We start from the raw sequence: 21910 nt of genomic DNA, 5'->3' as shown, positions 1-21910 counted from the left end.
CATCCGGCGACAAAAAAGGGCCCGCAAAGGCGGGCCCTTTTCGCATGTGTGCGGACCGGAGGTCAGCGCGGTGCGGCCACCTGGCTGCGCATCTGGACACCGGTCTGGCGGGCATCCTCGCGGGCCCGTACGGCAGCGCGAACTTCCGGCAGATCCATCAGCGCATTCAGGCGTGCTGCGGCCTCGGCGGATTCGGCCGAGACGCCGAAGAGTTCCTGGAACTGTTCCAGCGGCGTGCGCTGACGCGGGAAACGGCGCAACCGGACATCGCTCTCCGGCGCGATGCCGGCCAGCTCCTTGGCCGCATCGACGGCATCGCGGAAACCGCCGATCTCGTCGACCAGGCCCAGATCCAGCGCCTGGGCACCTGTCCAGACACGGCCTCGGGCGATCTCCAGAACGCGTTCCAGCGGCAGGTCGCGGCCATCGGCGACGCGCTGGGTGAAGTCGTCGTAGATGTCTTCCATCTGGCTGCGATAGGCGGCGCGCTGGGTTTCGCTCCAGGCCTGCTGGCTGGAAAAGGCGGTGGCGTATTCGCCGCCAACCGAGATGGTCTCCACATTCAGGCCGACCAGATCGAACGTGCCGTCCAGCACGATCTTTCCGCCCAGAACGCCGATCGAACCGGTCAGCGTAGTCGCGTGGGCGACGACATAGTCGGCCGGTGCGGCGATGTAGTAGCCACCCGATGCAGCCAGCGAGGCCATCGAGACGATGACCGGCTTACCGGCCTCGCGGGCGCGGTTGATCGCATGCCAGACCTGGTCGGAGGCAATCGCGGAACCGCCGGGCGAATCGACCCGGATCACGATGGCGCGGACATTGGTGTCCTCGGCGGCGTCCAGAATGGCTTCCGACATGAAGTCGCCGCCGATCATCTCCTCACCACCGAACGGGCCCTGTTCCGGTGTTCCCGTCACGATGGCGCCCTGACCCTCGATGAGGGCGACGACCGGCGCATTGCTCCAGGCCGGCGTGGCCTGTTCGCGGTAATCGGCGATCTCGATCGTCTGCGCATCCTGGCCGGCACGGGAGAGCGCGGCTTCGCGCGCCTCGATCACATGTCCCAGCCGGTCCACCAGCCCGGCCTCGCGGGCGGATTCGGCGGTGTGGGGGGAGGCTTCGAACAGGGCGCGGGCGCGATCTGCACCGGCAAGACCCCGGTCTGCGGCAATCGCCGCCACGGCGGTGTCGAAGATCGAACCGATGTAGGATTCCACGGCTTCGCGATGGGGCTCGGTCAGCGTACTTTCGGTATAGGTATTCGCCGCATTCTTGTATTCGTGGAACTGCTCGAATTGCGGCTCTGCGGAGAAGTGCTCGAACAGGCCGCCCAGGAACATCACTTCCGCTGCCAGACCGGCCGGGGTGAAGCTGGATGTGTCCTGCAGCCAGATCTCGTCGGAACCGGACACTGCGAAATAGCCGGTTACCGTGGTGCCCTCAAAACCCTGGGCGTGGGTCAGGACGAATTTCCCGGCCTCGCGGAAATCGGCGATGGCTTCGCGGATCTCCTCGGCCTGACCCGGCGCCATGCCGAACTCGTTGGCGCGAATGAACAGGCCTTGCACACGATCGTCGTTCTCGGCGACCTGCAGCGTCTGCACGATTTCCACCGCCGAGAGCGGTTCGGCGAAACCGAAGGGCGAACGCGAGGGCGTGTCGAGGCGCGGCTGGCGCAGGTCCAGTTCCAGCACGATGCCGTCGCGGGGCAGGGTGGCGTCGGTCTCGGCCCCTTCCAGCGCTGCGCCGATCATGGCGCCGATCAGCATGACGAGAACAATGACCGCCAGGACCGAGCCGACGATCACGCCGACGATCGATCCGAAGAAAGTAATCCAGAACTGTTTCATGAGAGCCCCTTCCGACCCGCGCGTGCACACCTTCAGGACCGTTGTGCAAGAAGCGGTCCCGTTTTGGGGGCATAATGTAGTGTTGTGACAGAAAGCGGTCGAGGGACTGTGCAGCCGCGTGTCCCGCCCGGTGCGCGATGCCGGACGTGTTCGAGAAATCTGGGCGGGAAAGAGAGAATGGTCGGAGTAGCAAGATTCGAACTTGCGACCCCCGCCTCCCGAAGACGGTGCTCTACCAGGCTGAGCTATACTCCGAACCGAGGCGCGGCTTATAGCCAACTCTCCGGTCCGGTGCAACGCGCGAAACGCAGGGCTTTGCAGGCCCGGTTCTGTGCGGTGCTGCGCGGCTGAATGCAGCTGCTTCCTGTTGTAAGTTATGCACCCCGATTGTGCAGTTGGCGCTGCAGCCGACCGCATTGCACCGTTGCATCCCCGACGGGGGTTATGTATCTACCGCGCTCCGTCGTCGCTGACGGGCCCGGTTGGGGCGTCGCCAAGTGGTAAGGCATCGGTTTTTGGTACCGACATTCCCAGGTTCGAATCCTGGCGCCCCAGCCATCCCTTCTTTCCCTACAGGACCGGCCGGTCACGAAGACGTGACATGACTGCGCAGGCAGATCTGGGCGGCAATCCGGTGCGGCACCGTGTTTCGATGCGAAACCGGCCGGATGGCAATCACTCCCTACAGGCGAGCATTGCAGTTGCGGTGATCGTATCAGGCGAATCCCGCCCATTTGTGCGCAGTTCGCGCCGCATTCCAGCCACAAAGATGTATTGATCGTGGTGTAACGCTGGTGTTAGCGTTCATGCGATTTTTCAAGCGGCGCGAGAGCGCCTATAAGATGATGGAGCAACCATCACGGGGTATCGGGTGATCCGCAGCTGCGGTAACCACTCGGCTAGACTTGATCGCTAAGCCGCCGTGTGCGGAAGCTGTCTGCAGGCCGCTTGAACATTCAGGGTAGGGGGCCAAACCGGCAGGCCTATGCCGGGTCAGCATCGAAGTTTTATTGGGGCGGGGAACCTTTGGGGACCCGCATTGACCATTGTGAGGCGAGAAATGGTGAACTTGAAGAATTTGGTTCGCGCGTCGCTTATGGCGACGGTTGCGGCGGGCGCCTTTGGGGGGGCCGCCGTTGCGCAGCTGGACCAAACGCTCAGTGTTGCACGCAACAATACGCAGGAAGGTGCGCAGACGCAGCGCCGCATCGACCAGCTGGACGACCAGCGCACCGATATCGAACTCGAATATCGCGCGCTGCTGGAGCAGATCGAATCCCAGCGCCTGTTCGTGGAACAGCAGCAGGTCTTCATTCGTTCGCAGGAGAACGAAGTCGATTCCCTGCAGCAGCAGATCGAGCGTGTGGACAGCATCCAGACCGATCTCGCGCCGATGATGCGGGAAATGGTTCAGAACCTGGAAGAGTTCGTGAACCTCGACCTGCCCTTCCGCCTGGAAGGCGAGAATGGCCGCCTGGCCCGTATCGAAAACCTGTACGAGCTGGTCGACGACCCGAACGTCTCCCCGGCCGAGCGCTATCGCGTGATCCTGAATGCCTACGACATCGAAGCGTCCTACGGCCGTTCGCTGAATGCCTATGACGACACAGTGATCGAGGACGGCATTCCGGTGAATGTGAAGGTCCTTCAGATCGGCCGCGTGGCGATGATCCGCCAGTACGACGATGGCCGCATGACCATCCGCCACAACAACTCCAGCGACTGGGAAGCACTCCCGGGCAGCTACGAAGCCAACGTGACCCGCGCCATCCGCATCGCCGAGGAAGTGACGACCCCGTCCGTCTTCCTCGTCCCGCTGCCTGGCCCGCAGGTTGCCCAGTAACGGCTTGGAACGGAGAGTAGGATTATGAAGACGACCATCAAAATGCTCGCCGCTGCCGTTTCCATGGGCGTGGCACTCACCTCCGGCGCCGTGGCTCAGACCGAGCCCGCCGGATCCCTCAGCGAACTCCTCAACCGCGTGCGTTCCGACGCCCGTGAAGCGAGCGCGGAAAACCAGGCACGCCTGCGTGAATTCCAGCAGAGCACGAACCAGCAGCAGGCACTGCTGAACCAGGCTCGCAACGAGCTGGCGGCGCTGCGCAACCAGGCCGACAATCTCACGGCCCAGTTCGAAGCCAACCAGACCCAGATCGACGAACTCGACGCCGAGCTGCGTCAGCGTCAGGGCGCGTTCGGCGAACTGTTCGGTCAGGCCCGTCAGACCGCCGGCGAATTTGCCGCCATCATCGATTCGTCGATCGTCTCGGCGCAGTTCCCGGGCCGCGCCGATGCGCTGGAAACCCTGGCCAACAGCCGGACCCTGCCGACCCGTTCGGAGCTGGACTACATCTGGCGCCGCATGATCGAAGAGATGATCCAGCAGCAGCAGGTCGTCACCTTCAACACCCGCGTTACCGGCATCGGTGGCGGCGAAGCCGTTCCGGCGACCCGCGTCGGTCCGTTCGTGGTCTTCACCAACCACAACAACAACCAGCGTTTCGCGCTCTGGGAAGAGAACGACACGACGGGTGCCTGGAACCTCCGCGACCTGCCGGCCCAGCCGCCGGCCAACTTCGTGGGCGGTGCCTCCAGCCTGTTCAATGCCGATCCGAACGAGATCGTCATGGGCGTGGTCGACCCGTCCCGCGGTCCGCTTCTGGACATCTACAAGGACGTTCCGGACATCTCCGAGCGTATCGAGCAGTCGGGCAATGTCGGTAAGGTCATCATCGGCCTGCTGATCATCTCGGCCGCTTTCGGCCTGTTCCGCCTCTTCGTCCTGCTGGGCACCCAGGCGGCTGTCTCCGGCCAGAAGCGCAAGTCCAAGGGCTCCAAGTCCAACCCGCTCGGCCGTGTGATGCTGGCCTATGAGGCGTCCAAGGACAAGGACGTCGAGACGATGGAACTCAAGCTCGACGAAGCCATTCTGCAGGAATCGCCGAAGCTGGAATTCGGCCTCAACTTCCTGAAGCTGGCGGCCGGTATCGCTCCGCTGCTCGGCCTGCTGGGTACGGTGACGGGTATGATCAAGACCTTCACCCAGATCACCCTGTTCGGCACCGGCGATCCGCGGATCATGGCCGGCGGTATTTCCGAAGCCCTCATGACCACGGTGCTTGGCCTTATTGCCGCCATTCCGCTGCTGTTCATTCACAGCTTCGCCCAGTCCTTCGCGCGCGGCGTTCAGCAGGTGCTCGAAGAACAGGCTGCGGGCATGGTCGCGCGTCACGCTGAAGAGCGTCACGGCTAATCGGAGGAACCGCTATGGATTTCCAGGCCGTTACAACCGGCCTTCAGGAGTTCCTCGAGCGGGGAGGCCCGGTCCTGACATGGATCATGATCATCACTTTCGTGATGTGGGCCTTCATCCTCGAGCGCTTCGCCTTCTTCTTCTTTGCCCAGGACGGCATTGCGAAGCAGGCGCAGCGGGAGTGGACAGCGCGGGCAGACAAGAAGTCTTGGTATGCCCATGCCATCCGCGACCAACTCATCTCGGAGGTCAAACAGCGCAACGACCAGAATGTCGAGCTCGTGAAGACGCTCGTCGCGGTCGCGCCGCTTTTCGGACTGCTCGGGACGGTGACCGGGATGGTCTCTGTGTTCGATGTCATGGCGATCTCAGGCTCGTCCGACGCCCAGGCCATGTCGGCCGGCGTGTCGCGCGCCACGATCCCGACCATGGCCGGCATGGTGGCCTCCATCTCGGGCCTGATCTTCGCCAACCAGATCGAGCGTCTGGCCAAGTCCCGCACGGCGCGGCTGGCCGACTCGCTCGAAATCGGTGAGGAGCGCGCAGCATGAGACGGAGAGCCCAACACCACGACGATCAGGCCGAAGTGAACATGACACCGATGCTCGACATCGTGTTCATCCTGCTGATCTTCTTCATCGTCACTGCCACCTTCCTCTCGGAAGAAGGTATCGACATGCGTCCGCCACCTGAATCGGACACGCCACCGGACTCGAATGCACCGCCGCCGATCGTGGTGCAGGTCGATGACGAAAATCAGATCTTCGTCAACCAGGTGCGGACCGATGTCGACCGCGTGCTGTCGGCCGTGAACCGCTTCCGGGCGGAAGCGCCGAACAGTGCCGTGCTCCTGGAAGTCCAGGACGAGGCCGACCACGGCATCATCGTGCAGATCTGGGACGAGATGGGCACCAATGGTGTCCCGGTCTCGATCCAGCGCTCACGCGGTGAGCAGAGCTAAGGGGAGGCAGGCATGGCAAGACGTGTCAGTCGCGTGAATACCGGCGAGGAAGAAGTCGAGCTGAACATGACGCCCATGCTGGACGTCGTCTTCATTCTGCTCATCTTCTTCATCGTGACCTCGGTCTTCATCAAGGAGCCCGGCGTGGATACTTTCCGCCCCGACGCCATGATGGAGGACGATCTGAACCCGTCGATGCTGATCGCGGTGACCTCGGACAACGAGATCTGGGTCAATCGCCGGGTCTACGAGATGAATGAGCTGCGGGGGGTGATCGAGCAGTTGCTGCAGGAGAACCCCAAGGGACGAGCTGCCATCCAGGGCGACGAGGAAGCCAATATCGGCCTCATCCTCGACGTCCAGGAACTGCTCATAGAAATGGGTGTCGAAGTGCATGTTTCGACGCTCCAGGAGTAGGGAGGAGACATTATGGGTAATTTTGTCCGCCTCGTAGTCGGTGTCCCGGTCGCAGCCATCATCACGGTGGTGCTGTTCTTCGTCATGACCCGGCTCATCCTCGTCGAGGGTGCGCCGATCGACGAGGATGTCGAAGACCGGAACTTCTCGATCAACGATGAAGTTCAGGAGGTGGAAGCCCGCCGCCGCGACACGACGATCGAGGACGTCCAGCAGGTCGATCCGCCACCCCCGCCGCCGCAGATCGAGCGGCAGCGCGCCGAGCAGCCCTCCGAGGGGCTGGCCACGGTGATGGGTGCGATCCCGGATTTCGAAGCGCCGCAACTGGGCAGCGATACGGTCAACTTCTCGGTCTCAGACCGCGATGCCCAGCCGCTGGTGCGGATCGAACCGCAATACCCCATGCGGGCTGCGGAACGCGGGGTCGAGGGCCAGTGCACCGTCCAGTTCGACGTGACGCCGGACGGTACGCCGACCAATATCGAAGTGCTGAACTGCACGAGTTCCCTGTTCGACCGCGCGGTGATCCGTGCTGTGGAACGCTGGCGCTACAATCCCAAGGTCGTGGATGGTGTGCCGGTGGCCCGCCGGGGCGTTCGCACGCAGTTCGATTTCAACCTGAGCGACTAGACTGAACGGGGGCGGCCGCCAGGCGGCCGCCCCCGCAGATTTCGCGCATCGGGACCGGCCCCGGGGATGGGGCCCCGCGTTCCGTCAACATTGTCAAAGCCGGTCCGGGGAGTGGGGCCGGTATGAAGGAGCCATCGATGATCCGTTTCAACGGTTTCGATACATCGGGCCTGTTGCGCTCCGTCGCGACGCTTGCCCTTGCTGCCTCGCTGGCCGGGGTAATGGTCACGGACGCCGACGCCCAGCGTCGGAACCAGAACCAGGAAGAGGAGAATGACGGTGCGGACCGGACATTCTCGGCGCGGATCGGCGAGATCGTGCTGGAAGCACAGAACCTGCAGGGCGAGAACCAGTTTGCGGCCTCCATCGAGACCCTGAACCGTGCGCTCGGCATGTCCGACATCAATGCGTATGAGCGTTCGATCTCCTTGCAGATGCGCGGCCGGGCCTATTACGAGATCGAACAGATCAGCCGGGCCATCCAGGACTGGCAGGCGGCGATCCAGACGGGCGCCATGCTGACCGAGGAAATCGTCAACCTGCGGATCAATATCGGCCAGCTGCTGATTGCGGAAGGCCGCTACAATGAGGGCATCCAGTCGCTCGAGCAGGCGATTGCAGCCGGTGGCGAGAGCGCCATCAATGTCGGTGTCGCGCGCATGCTGGCCCAGGCCTATGGCCAGGCCGAACGTTATCGCGACGGCCTGCCCTGGGCCGAACGCTTCTGGAGCCTGCGCCCTGCGGCCGAACGCACCCGCGGCGATCACTCGCTGATGCTGTTCTACTATCAGCAGCTTAACCGGGTGCCGGACCAGTTCCGGATCATCGAACAGATGGTTGCGCGCTGGCCGACGGAAAAGAGCAATTGGCGCTCCTACGCGTCCCTGCTGGCCCAGACGGGCCGCGAGGAAGATGCGTTCGAGGCCAACAAGATCATGTATATCAACGGCATGCTCACCGAGAGCCGTGAGATTGTGGCGCTCGCCCAGTATTACAGCTTCTATGAATATCCTTATCGGGGTGCCGTGATCCTGGAGCGTGAGCTGAATTCCGGCGCCGTCGAGCGCACGGAAAACAATGTCCAGCTGCTGGCCAATATGTGGCGTCAGGCGCGCGAATGGGAACGCGCCATTCCGGTCTTGCGCCAGCTGGCACAGCTGACCGGTGATGGTGACAACTACCTCAAGCTCGCCGAAGCGCTTTATCAGGAGCGCCAGCTGGCTGCGGCCGAAGATGCCTTCCAGGAAGCGCTCAACCGCGGCGGTCTCGACCGTCCGGGCAATGCCTGGACGCTTCTGGGCAATGTGCGCGTGGATCTTGGCCGGACCGACAGCGCCCTGGCCGCCTTCCGCGAGGGCGCGCGCTATCCCTATTCGCGCCGTACGGCGAATGGCTGGATCAACTATATCAACACCCAGCGCGCCGCGGCCGCCGACCGGATCCGCATCCGCGAACGCGTTCGCCAGGACGAATGCCGCTTCGCGGTCGAAGATCTGCGCGAGACCGCCATTCTCCTGGGCGATGTCGATGAGGAAGGCCGGATCGTGGTCGACGTTCCGGACAATTGTACCGATCTCTACAACCAGTATGGCGAGGAGATCAGCCAGGAAGAAGACGTCGCCGAAGGCGACGCCCCGGCAGAAGAGGACGCCGGCTAGGACGGTTTCCAGCTTGGCTGACAGATGAGACGCCCCGGCCTCGGCCGGGGCGTTTTCTTTTGGCTGTGGCGATGTCGGTCCGGGGCGCACAGCGCGGCGCTCCATTCACGCCCTCGCCGCAGCGCAGCGAGGCACGACTACTGCGCGCCCAATTCCCACCCGGTTGTGAAGCAAACCTTTCCGTATCATGACGGCATGCACCGAGGCTGGGGAGTTCGCGTCATGACTTGGGGAGGTGTACATGCCGGACCATTTCCGGGAGCCCGGCCGGGCCGGGCGGGCAGGCGCGCTCGCACTGGTGTTCATCCTGAAATGACCCTGTTGCAGCCACATTCCGTCCCGGTTTGGTCCCGTCTTCGCCTGCAATCCGGTGTGTACTGATCCTGCGGCGGATGGCTGAGTTGTAGCCCCGCCGTTCCGGCCGGTCCGGTGCGCGAGGACTGCGTCCGGGGCTTCCGGCCGGGTTGAGAAAGAGGGGACGACCTGTCCGGGGCCATGCAGGGCTTATCCCGTGGGGAGCCTGAAGATATGACAGCCACATTTCATCCCATCCGTACGCCCATCGTTCTGCCCGTCGCCGCCGCGGTGACCGCCGGGCTGTTCGTTTTGATGAACAATCTCATCGATATCGGGCCATGGGCGCCCGAACCGGTGGAGGACTTGCCGCCGGTCCAGATTCGCTTCGAACCGGACGAGCTCTTTCCGGACGAGCGCATGCCGATCGAGGTAATCCCGCCGGTCGAGGCGCCGCCGCCGCTGCCCAGACCCGATACGCCGGCGAGTGCCGTGGACGGGGCGCCGGCCGGTGTCTCCTGGACCCTGCCGCCCGTGGAAACCCGCGATATCTCAGGTGGTTCGGGCCTGGTTCCGGTGGCACGGTCGCCGGTGCCGACCGTGCGCATCAATCCCGCTTATCCGCCGTCCGCCGCATCGCGCGGACTGGAGGGGCAATGCACTGTGATCTTTGACATTACCCCCCAGGGCACGACGGCCAATGTGCGCACGCTTTCCTGCACGTCGAGCACGTTCGAACGCGCTTCGCTGAACGCGGTAAGCCGCTGGCGTTACAATCCGCAGATCCGGGACGGTCAGCCGGTCATGTTCCGTGGCGCAACGACCCAGCTCGTCTACTCGATGGACGGTTAGGCCGGGAAGGCGGGGATAGGTGCTATCCACCTGTCCCCGAACGGCTATTCGGCGGCAATGGCCTCGACTTCACGGTCCGCAAGACCCACAACCATCAGGGCAAAGGCCCAGTTGAGCGCGGTTTCGCGCAGGCTGTCGAAACGGCCCGATGCACCGCCATGGCCAGCGCCCATATTCATCTTCAGCAGTGTCAGCCCGTCATCCGTGCGCGTCTCCCGCAGGCGGGCGACGAATTTCGTGGGTTCCCAGTAGGTCACGCGCGGATCGGTAAGCCCGCCCGTGGCCAGGACATGGGGATAGTCCATTGCCTCGATCTGGTCGTAGGGGCTGTAGGCCTCGATGGTGCGGTAATCCGTCTCGTTTTCCAGCGGATTGCCCCATTCGGGCCATTCCGGCGGGGTGAGGGGCAGTTCCGCATCCGACATCGTGTTCAGAACGTCCACGAAGGGCACGGCCGCAATGGCGCCGGCGAAGAGGTCCGGGGCAAGATTGATCGCCGCCCCCACCAGCAGCCCCCCGGCCGAGCCGCCATAGGCGACGATATTGCCGCGCGACGTATAGCCCTCGGAGGCCAGTGCTTCGCCGGCGGAGACGAAGTCCCGGAAAGTATTGGTCTTCTGGTCCAGCTTTCCGTCCAGATACCATTGATACCCGTTCGCCATTCCGCCCCGGATGTGGGCGACGGCATAGACCATGCCACGATCGACCAGGGAAAGCGGGGTCACCCGGAAGGCCGCCGGAATGGTGATGCCGTAGGAGCCGTAGCCATAGAGTATCAGCGGCGCCGTGCCGTCGATCGGCGTGTCGCGACGATAGAGAATGGTGACGGGGATGGAGACCCCGTCATGGCCAGGGGCCATGATCCGGCGAACGACATAATCCTCGGGATCGTGACCGGAGGGCACTTCCTGGCGCTTGCGCAGTACGCGCTCGCGGCTGGCCATGTTGAAATCATAGGTCTCTTCCGGCGTGGACGGGCTTTCATAGGAAAAGCGGAGCGTGTCGGTCTCGAATTCATAACCGGCTGAAATGCCCAGGGAATACGCTTCCTCATCGAAGGCGATATCGTATTCCTCACTGCTTTCGTAGTTGTGTACCACGATGCGGGGCAGGGCATTTTCGCGCTCCATGCGCACCTGCCAGCCGGCAAAACCTATGCAGTCCAGCACGAGCACGCCGGGCCGGTGCGGCACGACGTCTTCCCAGTTCTCCCGGCCCGGATCGTCCAGCGGGGCGGAGACGATCTTGAAGTCCACCGCACCGTCCGCATTGGTACGGAAATAGAAGCGGTCGCGGGCCTCGGTGAGGTAGTACTCCACCCCGTCCTCTCGGGCGGCGATCAGCCGGGGCTCGGCCGCCGGATCGTTGGCATCAAGGATGCGAATTTCGTTGGAGGTGTGGCCGCCGGCGCTGATGACCACGTAGTTGTGTGCGTCCGAAAGGCCGACCGAGACGAAGAAGCCGTCATCGGGCTCCTCGTAGACCAGCTCGCTGGCACCGCCATCACGCGACTGGCGGTAGACGCGCTTGGAGCGGCCGTTTTCGTCGCGCCAGACCCAGTAGAGCGTTTCGCTGTCATTGGCCCAGGTGAAGTCGCCCGAGCTTTCATCGGTCAGTGTCGCGACGATGGCGCCGGTGGCGATCTCCTTGATGCGGATCTCGTAATACTCGGAACCGCGGACATCGACGCCATAGGCGACGTATCGATGGTCCGGCGAGTGGTCCATGGTGGAGAAGTCGAGATAGTCGAAATCGGCAGCTTCGGCATCGCCATCGACCAGGATTTCCTCTTCGCCCGCGCCTTCGCCGGTTTCCGGATCAATCGCCCGGCGGGCATAGATGGGATATTGGCCGCCTTCGCGATACCGGGTGAAATATTCGAAATTGCCGTCGCGCTCGGGAACCGAGCTGTCGTCTTCCTTTATACGGCCCCGGATTTCCTGGAAGATCCGCTCCTGCAGGTCTTTCGTGGGCGCCATGACGGTGTCGAGATAGGCGTTCTCCGCCTCAAGGTGGGCGCGTATATCGGCGTCCAGCGTTTCCGGTTCGCGCATCACCTGTTGCCAGTTCTCGTCCTTGAGCCATTGGTACTCGTCGACCCGCACGATACCGAGCTGCTCGATCTCGACCGGCCGCTGCTCTGCGCGCGGCGGTTCGATGCCCTGGGCCCGGAGGATCAGGGCGGAGTTGGCGGCGGTTTGGCTGGCGGCCGTCGTCTCGGTGGTCATGGACGTCTCCTGGCTGCAGGCGGCAAGGGCAAGGACGACCAGTCCCACGCCGAACCGCCCGGCGAATGTGTTCGAATTCATACTCTCCCCCAATTAGTTGCCGGCCTCAGCCGTCTTTCCCCTCCGGCCGGAAATCCAGCACGGTTCCGTTGGTGCAATAGCGTTGGCCGGTCGGCCGCGGTCCGTCCGGGAATACGTGCCCGAGATGGGCGCCGCAATTGGCGCAGTGGATTTCCGTGCGCGGAACGCTCAGCTTGAAGTCGGTCCTGGTCTCGACAGCATCGCTAGTGCTGACATCGTAAAAGGACGGCCAGCCCGAGCCGGACTCATATTTGTGCGTGGCAGAGAAGAGGGCCTGGCTGCAGACCTTGCAGTGATAGGTTCCGCTGCGCTTTTCCGTATTGAGCGGATGGGTAAAGGCGCGTTCCGTGCCCTCCTCGAAGGCGATGGCATAGGTCTGCGGATCCAGCCCGGCCTTTAGCCGGGCGATCTCGTCTTCACTGAGTTTCGGCATCCTCATTCTCCCTGGCCGGCGAAACGAGCACGTGCGGCTGGCCTCGGCGAACCGACAATATGGGTGTCGTTGCAGAGATTATCACCAGAACCAGTCCGAGGCCGATCATCGGGATCAGTGCCGACCATTGCGGGCCGAGCCCGCCGATCATGAAACCCATCAGGACGGCGCCCAGGGGCATGCCGCCGAACAGGCCGAGCTGGTAGACTGACATGACCCGCGCCAGTTTGTCCGGCGGAGCCTGTTCCTGCACCACCGAGCGTGACAGCGAAATCGCCACGCCCGCGCCCAGGCCCCAGATGAAGACGAGGAGGTAAAGCGACCAGAAGGGCAGGGGCAGGGCGAAGGCGCCGGTGGCGAGCACGGTGACGCACTGGGCCAGGATCAGCGCCCGGCCGGGCTTTTCGATCTGCCGGAACACGGCCAGCGCTATATTGGCCAGGAAGGCGCCGACCCAGAAAGCGACCATCAGGCTGGCGATCTCGCGGAAACCGCCGCCATAGGCTTCGCGGATCAGGAGCGGGATCAGCACCAGGAAGGCCCCGCCGACAACGAGAATGCCGATGGCGATCATGATCACCGTCATCGGCATCAGGACCGGCGAGCGGAACACGGCGCTCACTCCCTCGCCCAGATCGTGTAGGGGGTGAGCTGTAGACCGGTTCCGCTTCGAGCCCAGACGCGGAAGGAGGGCGGCCGACAGGCCGCCAACAGTCAGGCCCAGGCCCTGGACCATGAACAATGCGCCCGGTCCGGTATAGGCGGCGATATAGCCCAGCGCCATGCCGGCGATCTGGGCTCCGAACTGGACTGCCGAGGCCATCACCACGGCGCGCTGCAATTCGATCCCGCCATGCCGGGTGCGGCCGGAAATTCGCACGACCGGATTGATGGCGCTGTCGCGCGCCGGCATGACGAAACCGCCGGCCACGCCGATCATCAGGGCGAATGAGACCATGACCCAGTAGGACAGGCGGTCGGCCAGAAGGAGCCCGCCCAGCGTGGCGGCCGAAAGGCCGGCAAAAAGGTAGAAATAGAAAATGATCCCGCGCCGGTCCCGGCGCTCCGCCAGCACGCCGGCGAAGGGCAGGAGCAGCATCATCGGTGCTGTCAGCGCGGCCTGGGCGATCCCGAGGCGCTCCGGGCTTTCGCCGAGGGTGAAGGTGATGACGCCGGGGAACAGCGTGGTCTGCAGCCCGAAGCCGAAGAACCAGCCCGCCACCAGGATCAGATAGGCGCCAAAAGGCGGCAGGCGGAGTTTGCGATTACCGGCGAGGGGACGAAAAACGGGCAAGGAGACCGACGCGCATTGTGGATCCGGGATTGTCCGCCGCTGTGCACGGACGCTGGCAAGGCATCCTGTCTAGCAAGAAGTGCGCGTCAGGCAAGCTCGCGTGCGAGCCCTAGCTCTCGCCCGGACCGTCTTTTCCGCCATTGCGCTTCAGCCACTGTCCCAGCTCCATCGGGAAGGGGAAGATGATGGTGGAGTTCTTTTCCCCGGCGATGAAGTTGAGCGATGAGAGATAGCGCAACTGCATGGATTCAGGCTGCCGTGCCAGCATTTCCGCGGCTTCGACCAGCTTGGCGGCGGCCTGCTGTTCGCCTTCGGCATTGATGATCTTGGCGCGCCGTTCGCGTTCGGCCTCGGCCTGGCGGGCGATTGCGCGGATCATGCTCTCATTGATGTCGACGTGCTTGATTTCGACATTGGCGACCTTGATGCCCCAGGCATCGGTCTGGCTGTCGAGGATTTCCTGGATGTCGGCATTGAGCTTGTCGCGTTCGGCCAGCATTTCGTCGAGATCGTGCTTGCCCAGCACCGAGCGCAGCGTGGTTTGTGAAAGCTCGCTCGTGGCCTGCATGAAATTCTCGACCTGGATGGTGGCGCGTTCCGGATCGATGACACGGAAATAGACGACGGCGGACACGCGTACCGAGACATTGTCCTGACTGATCACATCCTGGCTGGGTACGTCGAGCACGATGACGCGCAAGTCCACTTTCACCATCTGCTGGATGAAGGGGATAAGCAGGAACAGGCCCGGTCCGCCGATGCCGCTGAAGCGCCCGAGGGTGAAGATCACACCGCGCTCGTATTCGCGAAGGATCTTGATGGCGGAGGCCAGGACAACAAAGCCCAGCACGATGATCGGCAGGTAGAAGGTCAGATTGGACAGCATGGGGATCAGGTCCTTCATCGGGATGTCTCCGCGGCTACGGTGAGGGTGAGGCCATTGACGCCGGTCACGCGAACGGGCTGGCCGGGCACGAGCGGGGTTCGGGAAACCGCACGCCAGCGCTCGCCGTGGACGAAGACATGACCGCGTGTGCCGGACCAGTCCGGCTCGGTGACGCCGTGCGCGCCGATCATCTCTTCGCGGCCGGTGCTCACCGGGCGCCTGAAGGAGCGCAGGGTCACGCGGGCGATGACGAGGCCCAGGCCCGCCATGGCCGCACTCGTGCCGGCGATCAACGGCCAGGAGATTTCAAAGCCAGGCGTGCCAGGCTCGATCAGGATGGCGGCACCGATCACGAAGCTCGCCACGCCGCCGATGCCCAGTATCCCGAACGAGGGCGCAAAGGCTTCCGCGATCATCAGGGCCAGGCCGAGCAGGATCAGCGCCACGCCCGCATAGGTCACCGGCAGCACGGCCATGGCATACAGGCCCAGAAGCAGGCAGATGGCGCCGATCGTGCCGGGATAGAGCGCGCCGGGATTGAGGAACTCGAAAAACAGGCCGTAGACGCCGATCATCATCAGGATGACGGCGACATTGGGGTCGGTGATGACCGACAGGATCTGTTCACGAAGGCGCGGCTCCAGCCGTTCGACGCTCAGCCCTTCCATATTCAGGATCACGGGGCGTCCCGCCACCATGACCTCGCGACCGTGGGCGGCGGCGAACAGGGTATCGATATCGTCAGCGATGAAGTCGGCGACATTGGCCTCCACGGCCTCGGCGGCCGGCAGGCTTGCGGCCTCGCGCACGGCACGCTCGGCCCAGTCGGCATTGCGGCCGCGCAGATCGGCCAGGGAGCGGATATAGGCGACGGCATCATTGACCGCCTTGGCTTCCATCGCGGTCGACGGTGCTGTGGGCGAGGTGGGGGTCCTGGCGTCGTCCCCGGTATTGTCCTGCGCGTCGCCCTCGTCCTGGGGGGCGCCGAAGGGCAGGCTGCCGCCGCCGATCTGAACGGGTGTTGCCGCTCCCAGTGTCGTCCCGGGGGCCATGGCTGCGATGTGGGCAGAATAGAGGATATAGGTCCCGGCACTGGCGGCTCTCGATCCGGAGGGGGCGACGTGAACCGCAACGGGCACGGGTGAGGCGAGAATGGCCTGAATGATGTCGCGCATCGAGGTGTCGAGACCGCCCGGAGTGTCCATGCGGATCACCGCGATGGCACCGCCCCGGTCCGCAGCCTCATCCAGCGTGCGGCTGACGTGGCTGGCGGTTGCCGGGCCGATCGCGCCATCGATTTCAATGAGATAGGCTGTTCTTGCCCCGCCCGGTTCCTGGGCCGCCGCCAGGGCGGCGATCAGGAGACCGGCCAGGAAGAGCGCAGCGGCCAGAGCCTGCATCTGCAGGCGTCCCGGGCCGGCGCGCCCGCCGAGGGTCGCGAAACGGCTCATGCATAGATTTGTAGCCTTCATCCCGTGGCTGCGAAAGGCGTGATGGGGCACTATTCGTTAACGCACGCGCGGCATTCTGGCGCATGACCTGAAGCCCGGGATTCGTTTGCATGGCCGATGCCCAGCCGCTCGATCTGACCGAACCCGCCGCCACGCCCAGGACACGCGCCGTCCTGGCGCGGCGTCTGGCGGATATTGTGGGCCTGCCGTCCAGCCGGATCACGCCGCGTGAGCGCTGGATCGTCGGCGACCTGCTCTACGATGTAATCCGCGCCAGCGATATCGACCTCAGAAAGCGTTGCGCCCAGCGCCTGGCCGGCCTTGTCGATGCGCCGCACCGCCTGTTGCGCACGCTGGCGAGCGACGAGTTCGAAGTGGCCGCACCCATCCTGGAGACCTGTACCGCGCTGACCGATTTCGACATGCTGGAAATCGTCAGTGCCGGCACGCTGCAACACCGTTTGACCATCGCGCGGCGCGAGAACCTGTCGGAAACCGTGTCGGCGGCGCTGGCCGCCTATGGCGAGACGCCGGTCGTCGAACGCCTGCTGCGCAACAAGACCGCCACGCTCGCGACACCGACCCTCGATCATCTCGTCGGTGCCGCGATGGAGGAGCCAAGCTATCCGGCGCTGCTGATCCGGCGGGACGAGTTCCGCCCGGCCCAGGCCTTCCGCCTGTTCTGGGGTTGTGAACATGTCGACCGTTTCCAGATCCTCGAGCGCTTCGCCGTTGATCGCACCATTCTGCGGGAAGCCTCGGATGACATCTTTCCAATGGCAGCCGCCGAGGACTGGTCCGATCCGATGGTCGCGCGGGTGCTGCGCTATATCGACCGGCGGCAGCGCAATCGCGATGCCGCCGAAGCCAGCCCCTTCGGATCCCTGGAGGGGGCCTGCAAGGCGATGGCCAGAGACGGGGCGCGGCCCGAAATCGTCTCCGAAATCGCTGTCCTGGCCGCCGTCGACCGGCGTCTCGTCCTGCGGATGCTCGACGACATGGCTGGCGAACCGCTGGCGATCCTGTGCAAGGCAACCGGGCTCAAATGGCCGTCTTTCGTCCACATCTGGCAGGGGCTCGGGCGGTCCGAGGACAGCGATCCGTTTGTACAGGCACGCAAGGTCTATGACAGCCTGTCGGTGGAAAAGGCGCAGACGGTGCTGCGCTATCTGAACCTGTCCATGGAAGACAAGGACTAGTCTTCGTGCGCAGGCGCTGGTGCGGACGCCGTCCTGGCGTTCCGCAAGACGTCCGCCACCGGGCGAGCCAATAACCCTACGCCGGTTGTGTCTGCAACTGACCGTCCGGTTCGTCTGGTCAAGGCTCGCCTGTCCCGCTAATAACCGAGGCTCAAGCGTTATCGCGCGGGGAGTTTCCATGTTCTACGGCGTCAGCCTCACCGCCATTCTGGTGGCGCTCTGGCTTACCCTGTCAGGGCCGTTCACCCTGTCTGGCGACTATCCCATCGTCATGACCCTGGGGGTGGTTTCGATTACACTCGCGGTCGCCCTGACATTCCGGATGCGAATCGTCGACCGGGAGACGGTGCCGGTCGCGCCTGCATTTCCGCTCTTTGCCTATTGGAGCTGGCTGGGCGGAGAAATCCTGAAAGCCAACCTGGCCGTGACGCGTCTGGTGATGAAGCCGGAGCTGGATATCGAGCCCCGCCTGGTCCGCGTACCGGCCGAACAGCGTTCGGGCCTGGGCCTGTGCGTCTTCGCCAACTCGATCACGCTCACGCCGGGCACGGTGACAGTAGATGTCGAGGAGGACGGGTTTCTCGTCCACGCACTGGATACTTCCTTCACCGATCCGGCCGGGTTCGCGGAAATGGGTGCGCGTTCGGACGCCGCATCGGATGGCAAGCGGGAGACACGATAATGGAAGTTGTCACCTTCCTGGTGGCGCTGGGAGTGGCTGCCGCCATGGCGATCATGCTGGCGCGCCTGTTCGCCGGCCCGACACTCTATGACCGTGTGCTGGCCATGAATTCCTTCGGGACCAAGACGGTCCTGTTCCTGCTGGTCTTCTCCGCGCTTGTGGGGCGCCAGGACGCGATCGACATCGCGCTGCTCTACGCCCTGATCAATTTCGTCGCGACGATCGCGATCCTGAAATTCTTCCGCTACCGCTCGCTGGAAATCGCCTTGGCGCAGATGTCGCTGCGCAAGGCGCTGGACGGGGAGTATGAGCAATGAACTGGGGCGAGATCATCCAGTATGCGCTGTTCGCAGCCTCGGTTGCAGCAATGACGGCCGGTCTGGTTTTCGTGCTGGCGGGCGCCATCGGCGTCATTCGATTGCCGGACTTCTATACCCGCATGCATTCGGCCGGGGTCACCGACACGCTGGGCGCGGAACTGATCGTGCTCGGCCTGGTCCTGCAGGCGCATGATTGGCAGACCGTAGCCAAGCTGGCCCTGGTCGGCCTGCTTCTCTTCCTGACCAGTCCGACCGCCACCCACGCGATCGCCAATGCCGCGCACCGGGCCGGCCACAAGCCGCACCTGTCGCGGTTCCGTCCGCCGCACCCGAGCGAGGCCGGCAAGCCGGCCGGGAAGGGCACGTCATGATGGACAATGATCTTACCCAGTATCTCGACTATGCGCTGATCGCCATGCTGCTGGCGGTCGGATTTGCCATCGTCCGCCTGCGCAACCTGTTCGCCGTGGTGATGCTGACCGGTGTCTATTCGCTGCTCTCGGCGGCCTGGTTCGTTTCGCTGGACGCCGTCGACGTGGCCTTTACGGAAGCCGCCGTCGGTGCGGGAATTTCCACTGTGTTGATGCTGGGCGCCATGCTGCTGACCGCCCGCGAGAGCGAGCCGGCCGGACAGAAGCGCCACTGGGCCGCGCTGGCGGTGGTCGCGGCGGCCGGTGCTGCGCTGTTCTTCGCCATTCCGGACATGCCGGTCTATGGCGATCCCAATTCGCCCGCCAATGCCTATGTGGGCATGGACTATATGGATCGCACACCCAACGAGATCGGCGTTCCCAATGTCGTGACGGCTGTCCTGGCGTCCTACCGGGGCTATGACACTTTCGGCGAGACCGTGGTGATCTTTACTGCCGCACTGGGCGTGATGCTGCTGCTGGGCTTTGGCACCGGCCGCCGCGAAGACGAGGAGGAGGACGAGGCATGAGCCCGCATCTGATCCTGCGCGTCGTTTCCAAACTGCTGATCCCGATGATCGTGGTGTTCGGCTTCTATGTTCAGTTCCACGGCGATTTCGGGCCGGGGGGCGGTTTCCAGGCCGGTGTTATTGTTGCGGCGGCGGTGATCCTCTACGCGCTTATTTTCGGCATGGAAGAAGCCCGCAAGGCCATCCCGCCGGTCGTTGCCCGTATCGGCGCGGCAACCGGTGTCCTGCTGTATGCCGGGGTTGGCGTGGCCACCCTGTTCATGAACGGGGCCGGCGAGCCGCTGAATTTCCTCGACTACGACGCGCTGCATCCCGACCAGGGTCATCATACCGGCCAGCACTACGGCATCCTGCTCGTCGAGCTGGGTGTGCTGTGCACGGTGGCCTCGGTGATGCTGGCGATCTTCTACGCCTTTGCCGGCCGGGTGCCGGACATCCGGGACGAGGACTGGTGATCATGCTCGACATCCTCATTGAACGCTTCAACTACATCCCGATCATCATCCTGATGATGACCGGGCTCTACGTGATCATCGCCACCGGCAATCTGGTGAAGCGCCTGGTCGGCCTGTCCCTGTTCCAGACCTCGGTCTTCCTGCTCTACATCACCATCGGCAAGGTGTTTGGCGGCCAGCCGCCGATCCTGGTCGATAGCGGGCATGGCGAGGACGCCGGACATGGTGCCGAAACGGCGGCTCACGGTGCTGAAACGGCTGCCGGTTATGGCGCCGACGCCGCGCATTACGCGGCCGACACGGCGCACTATGCGGCCGAGGCCGTCTACTCCAACCCGCTGCCGCACGTTCTCATCCTCACCGCCATTGTCGTCGGGGTGGCGACGCTGGCCGTCGGCCTGGCACTCGTGGTGCGGATCCGCGAGTCCTACGGCACGATCGAGGACGATGCCCTCAACGCGGCCGACTATTCCCTTGAGACCGGGAGTTCCGAATAAATGGACATGCTGGCCTCACTCCTGCCGGCCGGTGCTGCCGTGCATGCGCCCGCCCTTATCGTGGTTGTGCCGCTGATTGCTGCCGCCATCGCCGCTTTGATGCCCCGCGGACCCTGGGCCTGGGGTGTGACCCTCGTCACCGCGATCGTCGTGGCCGTGCTTTCCCTGGTCCTGCTGGGCCAGGTCTCGACCGGCGGGGTGATCTCCTACGCCATGGGTGGCTGGCCGCCGCCCTGGGGGATCGAACTGCGCGTCGACATGCTCAATGTGCCGCTCCTGCTCCTGGTGGGCATTGTTGGCCTCCTGTGCGTGATCTATGCGCTGCCCAGCGTGGCCGACGAGATCGGTCCCAGGAAGGAAGCGCTGTTCTATTCGGCCTTCCTGGTATGTTTTGCCGGCCTTCTGGGCGTGACAATCACGGGCGATGCGTTCAACGTTTTCGTCTTCCTCGAAATCTCCTCGATCTCGACCTACACGATCATCGCAATGGGCGCCGCCAAGGACCGGCGGGCGCTGACGGCGAGCTATAACTATCTTGTCCTCGGCACGATCGGCGCGACCTTCTTCGTCATCGGCGTGGGCTTTCTCTACATGGCCACCGGCACGCTCAACATGGCCGACATGGCGGTCATTCTGGAGGCGAACGGACACAACCGTGTCACCCAGGCCGCCTTTGCCTTCATCGTTGTGGGGCTGGGCCTCAAGGCCGCGATGTTCCCGCTGCACGTCTGGCTGCCCAACGCCTATGCCTTCGCGCCGAATTTCGTGACGGCCTTCCTGGCGTCGACGGCCACCAAAGTGGCCTTCTACGCCCTGATCCGCTTTGTCTTTTCGGTCTTCCACCCGGACGTGAGCTTTGTCTCCATGTCCTTTACCTGGCTGTTTGCCGTGGTCGGCGTGGTGGCGATGATGGTGGCCTCGGTGCAGGCCGTCTTTCAGACCGATGCACGCCGCCTTCTGGCCTATTCCTCGGTGGCGCAGGTCGGCTACATGATGCTGGGCCTGGGCATGGGCACGGCCGCGGGCCTGTCGGCCGGTCTTCTTCACCTGATGAACCACGCCCTGATGAAGGGCGCGCTGTTTATGGCGCTGGGGGCTTTCGCCCTGAATTTCGGCGTGCGCCGGGTCAAGGATCTCGCCGGCCTGGGCCAGACCATGCCTGCCTCGGCCATGGCCTTTACAGTGGCGGGCCTGTCCCTCGTCGGCGTGCCGCTGACCGTCGGTTTCACTTCGAAATGGTATCTCGTCACCGCTGCGCTGGATCGCGGCTGGTGGTGGGCGGTTGCTGCGCTGATGATCTCCTCGCTTCTGGCACTGGCCTATGTTGCGCGGCTTCTGGCGGCAATCTGGATGGAAACCCCGCCCAGTCATCATGGCGAGATTGCCAAACGTCGCCTGGCGCCGTGGATGGTGCTGGCGCCCATGGGGATCCTGGCGGTGGCCAATGTCTATTTCTTCTTCCACGCCGATCCGCTGGTCGGTCTGGCCCGCGCGGCCGCAGACGCCGTGATGGGAGGACAATAAGT

At 63.9% G+C, this 21910-nt stretch carries 22 protein-coding genes and 2 tRNA genes; 17 read left to right on the top strand and 7 right to left on the bottom strand.

The genetic code is table 11. The features are described 5' to 3' along the window. Positions 1-62: 62 nt before the first annotated feature. Both sppA and Q1U94_RS02100 read right to left on the bottom strand, forming a co-directional pair. Complete coding sequence (gene sppA / locus Q1U94_RS02105) at positions 63-1853, bottom strand: signal peptide peptidase SppA (RefSeq protein ID WP_300541447.1); 1791 nt, start codon at positions 1851-1853, stop codon at positions 63-65. Between the two features lie 178 nt (positions 1854-2031). Further along, a tRNA-Pro gene (locus tag Q1U94_RS02100) sits at positions 2032-2108 on the bottom strand. Positions 2109-2336: 228 nt separating this feature from the next. Between Q1U94_RS02100 and Q1U94_RS02095 the strand changes: the two genes are divergently transcribed. From Q1U94_RS02095 to Q1U94_RS02055, 9 genes are all read left to right on the top strand, one after another. Continuing rightward, positions 2337-2411 (top strand) — tRNA-Gln (locus Q1U94_RS02095). A 538-nt stretch (positions 2412-2949) separates the two neighbouring features. After that, positions 2950-3696 carry a DUF3450 domain-containing protein gene (locus Q1U94_RS02090; RefSeq protein ID WP_300541444.1) on the top strand — a complete coding sequence of 249 codons (747 nt, stop codon included), beginning with the start codon at positions 2950-2952 and terminating at the stop codon, positions 3694-3696. A 24-nt stretch (positions 3697-3720) separates the two neighbouring features. Continuing rightward, positions 3721-5106: a MotA/TolQ/ExbB proton channel family protein gene (locus Q1U94_RS02085; RefSeq protein WP_300541442.1), complete on the top strand. Its 1386-nt coding sequence runs from the start codon at positions 3721-3723 to the stop codon at positions 5104-5106. Positions 5107-5120: 14 nt separating this feature from the next. After that, complete coding sequence (locus Q1U94_RS02080) at positions 5121-5657, top strand: MotA/TolQ/ExbB proton channel family protein (RefSeq protein WP_366917242.1); 537 nt, start codon at positions 5121-5123, stop codon at positions 5655-5657. Further along, positions 5654-6067 (top strand): biopolymer transporter ExbD, encoded by a 414-nt coding sequence (locus Q1U94_RS02075; RefSeq protein ID WP_300541438.1) that lies wholly within the window; start codon positions 5654-5656, stop codon positions 6065-6067. The genes Q1U94_RS02080 and Q1U94_RS02075 overlap by 4 nt, the downstream gene beginning before the upstream one ends. A gap of 12 nt (positions 6068-6079) precedes the next feature. Continuing rightward, complete coding sequence (locus Q1U94_RS02070; RefSeq protein ID WP_300541437.1) at positions 6080-6484, top strand: biopolymer transporter ExbD; 405 nt, start codon at positions 6080-6082, stop codon at positions 6482-6484. Between the two features lie 12 nt (positions 6485-6496). Beyond that, positions 6497-7114 carry an energy transducer TonB gene (locus Q1U94_RS02065; protein WP_300541435.1) on the top strand — a complete coding sequence of 206 codons (618 nt, stop codon included), beginning with the start codon at positions 6497-6499 and terminating at the stop codon, positions 7112-7114. Positions 7115-7251: 137 nt separating this feature from the next. Next, the gene (locus Q1U94_RS02060) at positions 7252-8772 is read left to right on the top strand and encodes a tetratricopeptide repeat protein (RefSeq protein ID WP_300541433.1); all 1521 of its coding nucleotides are present in this window, start codon (positions 7252-7254) and stop codon (positions 8770-8772) included. Positions 8773-9300: 528 nt separating this feature from the next. After that, positions 9301-9918, top strand: a complete 618-nt coding sequence (locus Q1U94_RS02055; protein ID WP_300541431.1) for an energy transducer TonB — start codon at positions 9301-9303, stop codon at positions 9916-9918. 44 nt (positions 9919-9962) lie between these two features. On the opposite strand, the gene Q1U94_RS02050 is transcribed toward Q1U94_RS02055, so the two are convergent. The 5 genes from Q1U94_RS02050 to Q1U94_RS02030 form a co-directional block, all read right to left on the bottom strand. Then, complete coding sequence (locus tag Q1U94_RS02050) at positions 9963-12227, bottom strand: S9 family peptidase (protein ID WP_300541429.1); 2265 nt, start codon at positions 12225-12227, stop codon at positions 9963-9965. 25 nt (positions 12228-12252) lie between these two features. After that, positions 12253-12660: a peptide-methionine (R)-S-oxide reductase MsrB gene (gene msrB, locus Q1U94_RS02045; protein ID WP_300541427.1), complete on the bottom strand. Its 408-nt coding sequence runs from the start codon at positions 12658-12660 to the stop codon at positions 12253-12255. Further along, the gene (locus Q1U94_RS02040) at positions 12644-13954 is read right to left on the bottom strand and encodes an MFS transporter (RefSeq protein WP_300541425.1); all 1311 of its coding nucleotides are present in this window, start codon (positions 13952-13954) and stop codon (positions 12644-12646) included. Before Q1U94_RS02040 ends, msrB begins: the two co-directional genes overlap by 17 nt. Positions 13955-14063: 109 nt before the next feature. Further along, positions 14064-14846 (bottom strand): slipin family protein, encoded by a 783-nt coding sequence (locus tag Q1U94_RS02035; protein WP_366917243.1) that lies wholly within the window; start codon positions 14844-14846, stop codon positions 14064-14066. An 8-nt stretch (positions 14847-14854) separates the two neighbouring features. After that, on the bottom strand, positions 14855-16291 hold the full coding sequence (locus tag Q1U94_RS02030) for a nodulation protein NfeD (protein WP_300541421.1): 1437 nt from the start codon (positions 16289-16291) through the stop codon (positions 14855-14857). Positions 16292-16401: 110 nt separating this feature from the next. Here Q1U94_RS02030 and Q1U94_RS02025 point away from each other — a divergent pair, with 110 nt between their 5' ends. The 8 genes from Q1U94_RS02025 to Q1U94_RS01990 all read left to right on the top strand — a co-directional run bounded on the left by Q1U94_RS02025 (position 16402) and on the right by Q1U94_RS01990 (position 21908). Beyond that, complete coding sequence (locus Q1U94_RS02025) at positions 16402-17490, top strand: DUF2336 domain-containing protein (RefSeq protein ID WP_300541419.1); 1089 nt, start codon at positions 16402-16404, stop codon at positions 17488-17490. 178 nt (positions 17491-17668) lie between these two features. After that, positions 17669-18172 carry a Na+/H+ antiporter subunit E gene (locus Q1U94_RS02020; RefSeq protein ID WP_300541417.1) on the top strand — a complete coding sequence of 168 codons (504 nt, stop codon included), beginning with the start codon at positions 17669-17671 and terminating at the stop codon, positions 18170-18172. Beyond that, the gene (locus Q1U94_RS02015) at positions 18172-18489 is read left to right on the top strand and encodes a monovalent cation/H+ antiporter complex subunit F (RefSeq protein WP_300541415.1); all 318 of its coding nucleotides are present in this window, start codon (positions 18172-18174) and stop codon (positions 18487-18489) included. The genes Q1U94_RS02020 and Q1U94_RS02015 overlap by 1 nt, the downstream gene beginning before the upstream one ends. Continuing rightward, complete coding sequence (gene mnhG, locus Q1U94_RS02010; protein ID WP_300541413.1) at positions 18486-18863, top strand: monovalent cation/H(+) antiporter subunit G; 378 nt, start codon at positions 18486-18488, stop codon at positions 18861-18863. Before Q1U94_RS02015 ends, mnhG begins: the two co-directional genes overlap by 4 nt. After that, on the top strand, positions 18860-19432 hold the full coding sequence (locus tag Q1U94_RS02005; RefSeq protein WP_300541411.1) for a DUF4040 domain-containing protein: 573 nt from the start codon (positions 18860-18862) through the stop codon (positions 19430-19432). The genes mnhG and Q1U94_RS02005 overlap by 4 nt, the downstream gene beginning before the upstream one ends. Beyond that, positions 19429-19887 (top strand): Na(+)/H(+) antiporter subunit B, encoded by a 459-nt coding sequence (locus Q1U94_RS02000; RefSeq protein WP_300541409.1) that lies wholly within the window; start codon positions 19429-19431, stop codon positions 19885-19887. The genes Q1U94_RS02005 and Q1U94_RS02000 overlap by 4 nt, the downstream gene beginning before the upstream one ends. A gap of 2 nt (positions 19888-19889) precedes the next feature. Then, the gene (locus tag Q1U94_RS01995) at positions 19890-20384 is read left to right on the top strand and encodes a cation:proton antiporter subunit C (RefSeq protein ID WP_300541407.1); all 495 of its coding nucleotides are present in this window, start codon (positions 19890-19892) and stop codon (positions 20382-20384) included. Further along, positions 20385-21908, top strand: a complete 1524-nt coding sequence (locus tag Q1U94_RS01990; protein ID WP_300541405.1) for a monovalent cation/H+ antiporter subunit D family protein — start codon at positions 20385-20387, stop codon at positions 21906-21908. Positions 21909-21910: the final 2 nt, after the last annotated feature.

Origin of the sequence: Maricaulis sp. (genome assembly GCF_030149515.1) — a bacterium.
Lineage (GTDB): Bacteria > Pseudomonadota > Alphaproteobacteria > Caulobacterales > Maricaulaceae > Maricaulis.
Note: the sequence above shows the minus strand (reverse complement) of the source record. Positions and strands in the feature narration are given on the sequence as shown.

Bases quoted from the DNA above. Each gene is read 5' to 3' on its own strand.
- Q1U94_RS02025 (WP_300541419.1), top strand. From the start codon at position 16,402: ATGGCCGATGCCCAGCCGCTCGATCTGACCGAACCCGCCGCCACGCCC.
- sppA (WP_300541447.1), bottom strand. From the start codon at position 1,853: ATGAAACAGTTCTGGATTACTTTCTTCGGATCGATCGTCGGCGTGATC.
- Q1U94_RS02090 (WP_300541444.1), top strand. From the start codon at position 2,950: ATGGCGACGGTTGCGGCGGGCGCCTTTGGGGGGGCCGCCGTTGCGCAG.
- Q1U94_RS02060 (WP_300541433.1), top strand. From the start codon at position 7,252: ATGATCCGTTTCAACGGTTTCGATACATCGGGCCTGTTGCGCTCCGTC.
- Q1U94_RS02020 (WP_300541417.1), top strand. From the start codon at position 17,669: ATGTTCTACGGCGTCAGCCTCACCGCCATTCTGGTGGCGCTCTGGCTT.
- Q1U94_RS02000 (WP_300541409.1), top strand. From the start codon at position 19,429: ATGAGCCCGCATCTGATCCTGCGCGTCGTTTCCAAACTGCTGATCCCG.
- Q1U94_RS02030 (WP_300541421.1), bottom strand. From the start codon at position 16,291: ATGAGCCGTTTCGCGACCCTCGGCGGGCGCGCCGGCCCGGGACGCCTG.
- Q1U94_RS02015 (WP_300541415.1), top strand. From the start codon at position 18,172: ATGGAAGTTGTCACCTTCCTGGTGGCGCTGGGAGTGGCTGCCGCCATG.
- Q1U94_RS01990 (WP_300541405.1), top strand. From the start codon at position 20,385: ATGGACATGCTGGCCTCACTCCTGCCGGCCGGTGCTGCCGTGCATGCG.
- Q1U94_RS02065 (WP_300541435.1), top strand. From the start codon at position 6,497: ATGGGTAATTTTGTCCGCCTCGTAGTCGGTGTCCCGGTCGCAGCCATC.
- Q1U94_RS02050 (WP_300541429.1), bottom strand. From the start codon at position 12,227: ATGAATTCGAACACATTCGCCGGGCGGTTCGGCGTGGGACTGGTCGTC.
- Q1U94_RS02075 (WP_300541438.1), top strand. From the start codon at position 5,654: ATGAGACGGAGAGCCCAACACCACGACGATCAGGCCGAAGTGAACATG.
- Q1U94_RS02005 (WP_300541411.1), top strand. From the start codon at position 18,860: ATGATGGACAATGATCTTACCCAGTATCTCGACTATGCGCTGATCGCC.
- mnhG (WP_300541413.1), top strand. From the start codon at position 18,486: ATGAACTGGGGCGAGATCATCCAGTATGCGCTGTTCGCAGCCTCGGTT.
- msrB (WP_300541427.1), bottom strand. From the start codon at position 12,660: ATGCCGAAACTCAGTGAAGACGAGATCGCCCGGCTAAAGGCCGGGCTG.
- Q1U94_RS02080 (WP_366917242.1), top strand. From the start codon at position 5,121: ATGGATTTCCAGGCCGTTACAACCGGCCTTCAGGAGTTCCTCGAGCGG.
- Q1U94_RS02070 (WP_300541437.1), top strand. From the start codon at position 6,080: ATGGCAAGACGTGTCAGTCGCGTGAATACCGGCGAGGAAGAAGTCGAG.
- Q1U94_RS02055 (WP_300541431.1), top strand. From the start codon at position 9,301: ATGACAGCCACATTTCATCCCATCCGTACGCCCATCGTTCTGCCCGTC.
- Q1U94_RS01995 (WP_300541407.1), top strand. From the start codon at position 19,890: ATGCTCGACATCCTCATTGAACGCTTCAACTACATCCCGATCATCATC.
- Q1U94_RS02085 (WP_300541442.1), top strand. From the start codon at position 3,721: ATGAAGACGACCATCAAAATGCTCGCCGCTGCCGTTTCCATGGGCGTG.